This window comes from Escherichia sp. KTE31, assembly GCF_000407925.1.
GTDB classification, from domain to species: domain Bacteria; phylum Pseudomonadota; class Gammaproteobacteria; order Enterobacterales; family Enterobacteriaceae; genus Escherichia; species Escherichia ruysiae.
Map to the genome: position 1 here is coordinate 908,314 of NZ_KE136726.1, position 8,041 is coordinate 916,354.

The 8,041-nt window shown below is 52.1% G+C and carries 5 protein-coding genes, 1 rRNA gene and 2 other annotated features; of the genes, 1 reads left to right on the forward strand and 5 read right to left on the reverse strand.

Annotated elements, in window-relative coordinates:
• Position 1: 1 nt before the first annotated feature.
• From aceK to metA, 4 genes are all read right to left on the reverse strand, one after another.
• Positions 2-1,726: a bifunctional isocitrate dehydrogenase kinase/phosphatase gene (gene aceK, locus WES_RS01420; RefSeq protein WP_016159847.1), complete on the reverse strand. Its 1,725-nt coding sequence runs from the start codon at positions 1,724-1,726 to the stop codon at positions 2-4.
• 48 nt (positions 1,727-1,774) lie between these two features.
• Positions 1,775-3,079 carry an isocitrate lyase gene (gene aceA / locus WES_RS01415; protein WP_000857853.1) on the reverse strand — a complete coding sequence of 435 codons (1,305 nt, stop codon included), beginning with the start codon at positions 3,077-3,079 and terminating at the stop codon, positions 1,775-1,777.
• A gap of 29 nt (positions 3,080-3,108) precedes the next feature.
• Positions 3,109-4,710 carry a malate synthase A gene (gene aceB / locus WES_RS01410; protein WP_016159846.1) on the reverse strand — a complete coding sequence of 534 codons (1,602 nt, stop codon included), beginning with the start codon at positions 4,708-4,710 and terminating at the stop codon, positions 3,109-3,111.
• 268 nt (positions 4,711-4,978) lie between these two features.
• On the reverse strand, positions 4,979-5,908 hold the full coding sequence (gene metA / locus WES_RS01405) for a homoserine O-acetyltransferase MetA (protein WP_001122790.1): 930 nt from the start codon (positions 5,906-5,908) through the stop codon (positions 4,979-4,981).
• Between the two features lie 156 nt (positions 5,909-6,064).
• Between metA and WES_RS01400 the strand changes: the two genes are divergently transcribed.
• Positions 6,065-6,508: an acetyltransferase gene (locus WES_RS01400; protein ID WP_016159845.1), complete on the forward strand. Its 444-nt coding sequence runs from the start codon at positions 6,065-6,067 to the stop codon at positions 6,506-6,508.
• Between the two features lie 125 nt (positions 6,509-6,633).
• Here the strand turns inward: WES_RS01400 and rrf are convergent.
• A 5S ribosomal RNA gene (rrf, locus tag WES_RS01395) occupies positions 6,634-6,749 on the reverse strand.
• 113 nt (positions 6,750-6,862) lie between these two features.
• Positions 6,863-7,735 (reverse strand) — a sequence feature (23S ribosomal RNA rRNA prediction is too short).
• A 30-nt stretch (positions 7,736-7,765) separates the two neighbouring features.
• Positions 7,766-7,999, reverse strand: a sequence feature (23S ribosomal RNA rRNA prediction is too short).
• Between the last annotated feature and the right edge of the window lie 42 nt (positions 8,000-8,041).

Genomic DNA, 8,041 nt, shown 5'->3' on the forward strand with positions numbered 1-8,041 from the left:
TTTATACAAACCGTACGCTAAATCTTTGCCTGCGCCGATACGCATAGACATCTTCAACATGCCCTTCACGGATACGGTTTTGTAACGCGCGCCAGTAGTCGGCGCGGAACAGGTCAGCGTGCATTTCTTCAAACAGCGGGCCAATGCGCGGGTCGGCGCATAGCCAGTGACGGAACTCTTCCGGGAAAACATCGCCGGGGGAGACGCTGTACCACGGTTCGCTGGCGAGTTCGTCTTCCGGGTAGCGCGGTGGCGGTATGTCGCGGAAATTCACTTCCGTCATGTAGCAAATTTCATCGTAATCATAAAACACCACGCGCCCGTGACGAGTGACGCCAAAGTTTTTAAACAGCATATCGCCGGGGAAGATATTGGCGGCGGCGAGCTGGCGAATGGCGTTGCCATACTCTTCAATAGCGTCGCGCAGTTGCTGGCCTTCAACTTGCTCAAGCCAGATATTGAGCGGCACCATTCGCCGTTCGATATAGAGATGGCGAAGTACAATCTGTTCGCCGAGATCGGTAATTTTTTCCGGCGCTTCCTGGAGCAGTAATTCCATTAATGCCGGGGAAATATGCCGCTTCTCCAGTACAAAGTTTTCAAACTCCTGGGTATCTGCCATTCGCCCTACGCGATCGTGCTCCTTAACCAGTTGATAGCAAGCGCGAACATGAGCGGCAGACATCTCCTTCTGCGGCGCGAATTTGTCTTTGATCACTTTAAATACTCGATCAAAACCCGGCAGCGTGAACACCAGCATCACCATTCCACGAATGCCCGGCGCTTCAATAAACTGTTCATTACAGCCCTGTAGATAAACGAGATATTCGCGGTAACTTTCGGTTTTAGCGTGTTTCTGGCAGCCGATAGCCATATACAGTTCTGCGGTGGTTTTGCCCGGCAGAATTTCCCGTAACCACTCGACCAGCGCAGCTGGCAGCGGCGCGTAAACCATAAAATAGGATCGCGCAAAGCCAAAGACGATGCTCGCTTCGGCGGTCGTCGTCAGGCAGGTATCAATAAATAACTCGCCATTGTCCGTCTGATGGATCGGCAGCAAAAAGGGCAACGTGCCGGAAGGCGTGATCAGTTTGCCCACCAGCCAGGCGGCTTTATTGCGGTAAAACAATTCGTTCGCCACCTGTAAATGACTTTCGGCGAGGTTGTCTGTCCCCAGCGTCTCCGTCAGATGGCGAATGATGTAGTTGATATCGCGGCTTTTATTCTGCCAGCGCAGACGCAGCGGCAGGTCGCTGAGAACGCGCATCAGCAGAGATTCCCAGCCGTGATCGGGATAAAAATCTTTTGCCAGCGGGCGCGGAATGGTACGAAAACGGCGCTCCGGCTGGGAGCTAAAGATAAAAAGCCGCTCGGGAGTAAGCGAGCGGTGGTCAAATAACCGGCAGTATACGGAGTTGAAAAAACTCTCCGCAATCTCGAAGCGCGGGTAATCCGGCAACAGCCGGGTGTAATGCTCTTTGACACGCAGTAAAAATGCCGCGTCCGTGCTTTGGCCGTTGGTAATGCAGCGCAGTTGCTCCACTACCAGCCCCACGTGATGATCATAAAGATGGATACGGTCTTTCATCGCCTGCTGGACAGCGTGCCAGTCGGCTTGTTCGAAACGCTGCTGCGCCCCGGAAGTCACTTCGAGGAATCGACCATACTGGGCGTCGAAACCTTGTAAAATGGTTTGTGCAATCAGTAATTCCAGGCCACGCGGCATCGCCTCTCCTTAATTCGCCCCTCGCCTTACGGAAAGGGGCGTTGGTTATTAGAACTGCGATTCTTCGGTGGAGCCGGTCAGTGCGGTAACTGACGACGTGCCGCCCTGAATAATGGTCGTCACTTTATCGAAGTAGCCTGTGCCCACTTCCTGCTGATGAGAAACGAAGGTATAGCCATCTTTCGCAGCAGCAAATTCTGGCTGTTGCACTTTCTCGACGTAATGCTTCATACCCTCGCCCTGTGCATAGGCGTTTGCCAGGTCGAACATGTTAAACCACATGCTGTGGATCCCCGCCAGTGTGATGAACTGGAATTTGTAGCCCATATCCGACAGCTGCTGCTGGAAGCTGGCGATAGTTTTGTCGTCGAGGTTTTTCTGCCAGTTGAACGATGGCGAGCAGTTATAGGCCAACAGTTTGCCCGGGTATTTCGCGTGGATAGCTTCCGCAAAGCGACGTGCCAGTTCCAGATCCGGTGTAGAAGTTTCACACCAAACCAGGTCGGCATACGGCGCATACGCCAGGCCACGGCTGATCGCTTGTTCAATGCCTGCGTGAGTACGGAAGAAGCCTTCGCTGGTACGCTCGCCGGTAATAAATTCGCTGTCATACGGATCGCAATCAGAGGTGATCAGGTCTGCTGCATCAGCATCGGTACGTGCAACCAGCAGAGTTGGAACGCCCGTCACGTCGGCTGCCAGACGCGCTGCGACCAGTTTCTGAATAGCTTCCTGAGTTGGCACCAGCACTTTGCCACCCATGTGACCACATTTCTTCACGGACGCGAGCTGATCTTCGAAGTGAACTGCCGCTGCACCGGCTTCAATCATCGCTTTCATCAGTTCAAAGGCATTCAAAACACCGCCAAAACCGGCTTCCGCATCGGCGACGATCGGCAGGAAGTAATCGACATAACGCGGATCGCCCGGTTCAATACCAGCAGACCACTGGATCTGATCGGCACGACGGAAGGTGTTGTTGATCCGTTCCACCACGGCTGGCACCGAGTTTGCCGGGTAGAGAGACTGATCCGGATACATGCTGGCCGCGAGGTTAGCGTCTGCCGCGACCTGCCAGCCAGACAAGTAAACCGCTTCAATACCCGCTTTCGCCTGTTGCAGTGCCTGACCGCCAGTCAGTGCACCGAGGCTGTTGATGTAGCCTTTTTTCGACTCACCGTGCAGCAGTCGCCACATTTTCGCCGCGCCCAGCTGCGCCAGCGTACATTCCGGATTGACCGAACCGCGTAATTTCACCACATCTTCCGCGCTGTACGGGCGAGTAATGCCTTCCCAACGCGGTTGAGTCCACTCTTTCTGTAATTCTTCAATTTGTTGTGTACGGGTTTTCATGTGCAGATGCTCCATAGTTATGTGGTGGTTTACGCTAACAGGCGGTAGCCTGGCAGGGTCAGGAAATCAATTAGTTCATCGGATGTGGTGATCTGTTCCATCAGGCGTGCGGCGTCGTCAAAACGCCCCTGGGAGAAACGTTCTTCGCCCAGTTCGCTGGCAATGACTTTCATCTCTTCGCCCAGCATCTGACGGAACAAGGCTTTGGTCACCGGTTTGCCATTACTCAACGTTTTTTGATGATGGATCCACTGCCAGATGGAGGTACGGGAAATTTCAGCCGTCGCCGCATCTTCCATCAGGCCATAAATCGGCACACAACCGTTGCCAGAGATCCACGCTTCGATGTACTGCACAGCCACGCGAATGTTGGCGCGCATACCTTCTTCGGTGCGTTCACCGTCACAAGGTGCCAGCAGCTGATCGGCAGTAATCGGCGCGTCTTGTTCGCGCATCACCTCAAGCTGATTTTTACGGGAACCGAGGATGTCGTTGAAAACCGCCATTGCCGTGTCAGCAAGGCTAGGATGGGCGATCCATGTGCCATCGTGACCGTTATTGGCTTCCAGCGATTTATCCGCTTTCACTTTGTTGAGCACCTGGTTATTGCGCTCTTCATCTTTGCTCGGAATAAACGCCGCCATGCCGCCCATCGCAAATGCGCCGCGTTTATGGCAGGTTTTGATTAACAGGCGTGAGTAGGCATTAAGGAACGGTTTATCCATCGTCACAGCCTGTCTGTCTGGCAGGACACGATCGGAATAGTTTTTCAACGTTTTGATATAGCTGAAGATGTAATCCCAGCGACCGCAATTCAGACCCACAATATGGTCGCGCAACGCATAGAGAATTTCGTCCATCTGGAACACGGCAGGCAGCGTTTCGATCAGCAACGTCGCCTTGATAGTGCCGCGCGGCAGATTAAAGCGATCTTCGGCATAGCTGAAAACTTCGCTCCACCATGCTGCTTCCTGCCAGGACTGGGTTTTCGGCAGATAGAAATAAGGGCCGCTGCCTTTTGCCAATAGAGCCTGGTAGTTGTGGAAAAAGTAGAGTGCAAAATCAAACAGGCTGCCAGGGATGGCTTCACCGCGCCAGGTGACATGTTTTTCCGGCAAGTGCAGACCGCGTACCCGACAAATCAAAACCGCCGGATTGGGTTTGAGTTGATAAATTTTGCCGGCTTCGTTGGTGTAACTGATGGTGCCGTTAACCGCATCGCGCAGATTAATTTGCCCGTCGATCACTTTGTTCCAGCCCGGAGCCAGTGAATCCTCAAAGTCAGCCATAAAGACTTTCACATTGGCGTTGAGCGCGTTGATCACCATCTTGCGCTCAACCGGCCCGGTAATCTCTACGCGGCGATCTTCTAAGTCCGCAGGAATCCCGCGAATTTTCCAATTGCCATCACGAATGGAAGCTGTTTCCGAAATAAAATCAGGCAACGTTCCGTTATCAATATCCTGCTGTTGCTGAATGCGCGCTGCCAGAAGTTTATTGCGTTGTGGCGTAAAATGCGTCACCAGTTCAGTCAGAAATTCTACCGCTTCGGCAGTAAGAATTTGCTTCTCCTGCTCGCCATACGGCCTTGTGAAAACCAGTTCATCGGTTGTTGTTGCCTGTTCAGTCATCGTGCTGCTCCTCGTCATGGATCCGAAAACTTCCCCACTGTGAACGAAGGATCGTTGTGCGCTTTTCGTTCAGCACAACTAAGACTACTCATTTAAAATGCAAAATCAAAAACAATTTCCATTTTTAATTTAAATTGAATTTAACTCACTGATAACAATAAGAATAAAATTTATTCACCTATTGAGGTGTGTTTCGGAAATAAAAAAGGCACCCGAAGGTGCTTGATTCAAGGTGCTGAAACGCTTAACGATCCTTTGCTGCAGAAGATTAATCCAGCGTTGGATTCATATGGCGTAGATCGTATGGCGTGATCTGGTAGACGTAATAGTTGAGCCAGTTAGTAAACAGCAAATTGCCGTGGCTGCGCCAGCTCGCTCGCGGTTTGTTTTGCGGGTCGTTATGCGGGAAATAGTTATACGGTACATCCGGGTTTAGCCCGGCTTCAACATCACGGAAATATTCCTGCGCCAGCGTTTGCGCATCGTATTCCGGATGCCCCGTTACAAAGGCAATACGCTTATCTTTGCTGGCAAACAGATATGCGTCCCCTTCTTCTGTCTCTGCCAGAATTTCCAGATCTGTGTAATCACGAATCAACGCTGCCGGAAAGTCAGCATAGCGCGAATGCGGTGCCAGGAATGAATCATCAAAGCCACGCGTCAGAAGCGCATGAGGATGGAGAATGTGATGCTCGTAAACGCCAGAGAGTTTGTCCGTGCGGGTTTGCTTAGGAATGCCGTAAAGAATATTGAGTGCGGCCTGAACCGCCCAACAGACAAACAGCGTTGAAGTGACGTGATCTTTCGACCACTCCAGCACCTGTTTGATCTGCGGCCAGTAAGCGACGTCATTAAACTCCACCAGACCCAGTGGCGCGCCAGTTACAATCAGACCATCGAAGTTCTGCTCCTGAATGTCTTCAAAGTTGCAGTAGAAGTTGTTCAGATGCTCTGCGGGCGTGTTGCGCGACTCGCGGGAATCGATGCGCAACAGCTGAATATCGACCTGTAAGGGCGAGTTTGAAAGCAGGCGCAGAAACTGATTTTCAGTTTCGATCTTCTTCGGCATCAGGTTAAGGATCAGAACCTTAAGCGGACGAATTTCCTGACCAGACGCGCGAGAAGTTGTCATCACAAAGACGTTTTCTTCACGCAAGAAATTGACGGCGGGCAGCTCGTCCGGCACACGAATCGGCATAACCTGATTACCTCTTTATATACGCTTATACGTTTAGACATCCAGATAGCTGAAGATAACCAGAAAATTTGCCAATGTCGAGCCTGCATGTTGAAGGTGAGAAAGTTTCAAGGAAAAGATTGCGTTAGGATATAAGCACCAATAAAAGGAGAGAAAATGGTTATTAGTATTCGCCGCTCACGGCATGAGGAAGGGGAAGAGTTGGTTGCGATTTGGTGTCGTTCTGTCGATGCCACCCATGATTTTTTATCAGCAGAGTATCGGGCTGAACTGGAAGAGCTGGTACGTTCGTTTCTGCCGGAAGCGCCATTGTGGGTCGCGGTTAATGAGCGGGATCGGCCGGTTGGGTTTATGTTGCTAAGCGGGCAGCATATGGATGCGCTGTTTATCGATCCTTATGTGCGTGGCGCTGGCGTGGGTCGAATGCTGGTGAAACATGCGCTCTCAATGACACCGGAACTAACAACCAACGTTAATGAGCAAAATACGCAGGCGGTTGGGTTCTATAAGAAGATGGGGTTTAAGGTTACAGGACGCTCTGAGGTGGACGATTTGGGGAAACCGTATCCGTTGCTGAATCTGGCGTATGTGGGGGAATAATGCGCTGTTGCCCCCTACCGTAACCCTGCGTAGGACGGATAAGACGCGCCAGCGTCGCATCCGGACTTTTTTCTGCACCAGCGCAAAAAGGCCATCCTTCCGGATGGCCTTTCGCTTTATCTGATGCCTGGCAGTTCCCTACTCTCGCATGGGGAGACCCCACACTACCATCGGCGCTACGGCGTTTCACTTCTGAGTTCGACATGGGGTCAGGTGGGACCACCGCGCTACGGCCGCCAGGCAAATTCTGTTTTATCAACACGTCCTCTTCTGACATGCCGATTTAATCTGTATCAGGCTGAAAATCTTCTCTCAATCCGCCAAAACATCTTCGGCGTTGTAAGGTTAAGCCTCACGGTTCATTAGTACCGGTTAGCTCAACGCATCGCTGCGCTTACACACCCGGCCTATCAACGTCGTCGTCTTCAACGTTCCTTCAGGAGTCTTAAGGTGTCAGGGAGAACTCATCTCGGGGCAAGTTTCGTGCTTAGATGCTTTCAGCACTTATCTCTTCCGCATTTAGCTACCGGGCAGTGCCATTGGCATGACAACCCGAACACCAGTGATGCGTCCACTCCGGTCCTCTCGTACTAGGAGCAGCCCCCCTCAGTTCTCCAGCGCCCACGGCAGATAGGGACCGAACTGTCTCACGACGTTCTAAACCCAGCTCGCGTACCACTTTAAATGGCGAACAGCCATACCCTTGGGACCTACTTCAGCCCCAGGATGTGATGAGCCGACATCGAGGTGCCAAACACCGCCGTCGATATGAACTCTTGGGCGGTATCAGCCTGTTATCCCCGGAGTACCTTTTATCCGTTGAGCGATGGCCCTTCCATTCAGAACCACCGGATCACTATGACCTGCTTTCGCACCTGCTCGCGCCGTCACGCTCGCAGTCAAGCTGGCTTATGCCATTGCACTAACCTCCTGATGTCCGACCAGGATTAGCCAACCTTCGTGCTCCTCCGTTACTCTTTAGGAGGAGACCGCCCCAGTCAAACTACCCACCAGACACTGTCCGCAACCCGGATCACGGGTCCACGTTAGAACATCAAACATTAAAGGGTGGTATTTCAAGGTCGGCTCCACGCAGACTGGCGTCCACGCTTCAAAGCCTCCCACCTATCCTACACATCAAGGCTCAATGTTCAGTGTCAAGCTATAGTAAAGGTTCACGGGGTCTTTCCGTCTTGCCGCGGGTACACTGCATCTTCACAGCGAGTTCAATTTCACTGAGTCTCGGGTGGAGACAGCCTGGCCATCATTACGCCATTCGTGCAGGTCGGAACTTACCCGACAAGGAATTTCGCTACCTTAGGACCGTTATAGTTACGGCCGCCGTTTACCGGGGCTTCGATCAAGAGCTTCGCCTTGCGGCTGACCCCATCAATTAACCTTCCGGCACCGGGCAGGCGTCACACCGTATACGTCCACTTTCGTGTTTGCACAGTGCTGTGTTTTTAATAAACAGTTGCAGCCAGCTGGTATCTTCGACTGATTTCAGCTCCACGAGCAAGTCGCTTCACCTAC

Coding starts and splice junctions, on each gene's coding strand:
- aceK (WP_016159847.1), bottom strand. CDS start 1,726: ATGCCGCGTGGCCTGGAATTACTGATTGCACAAACCATTTTACAAGGT.
- aceA (WP_000857853.1), bottom strand. CDS start 3,079: ATGAAAACCCGTACACAACAAATTGAAGAATTACAGAAAGAGTGGACT.
- aceB (WP_016159846.1), bottom strand. CDS start 4,710: ATGACTGAACAGGCAACAACAACCGATGAACTGGTTTTCACAAGGCCG.
- metA (WP_001122790.1), bottom strand. CDS start 5,908: ATGCCGATTCGTGTGCCGGACGAGCTGCCCGCCGTCAATTTCTTGCGT.
- WES_RS01400 (WP_016159845.1), top strand. CDS start 6,065: ATGGTTATTAGTATTCGCCGCTCACGGCATGAGGAAGGGGAAGAGTTG.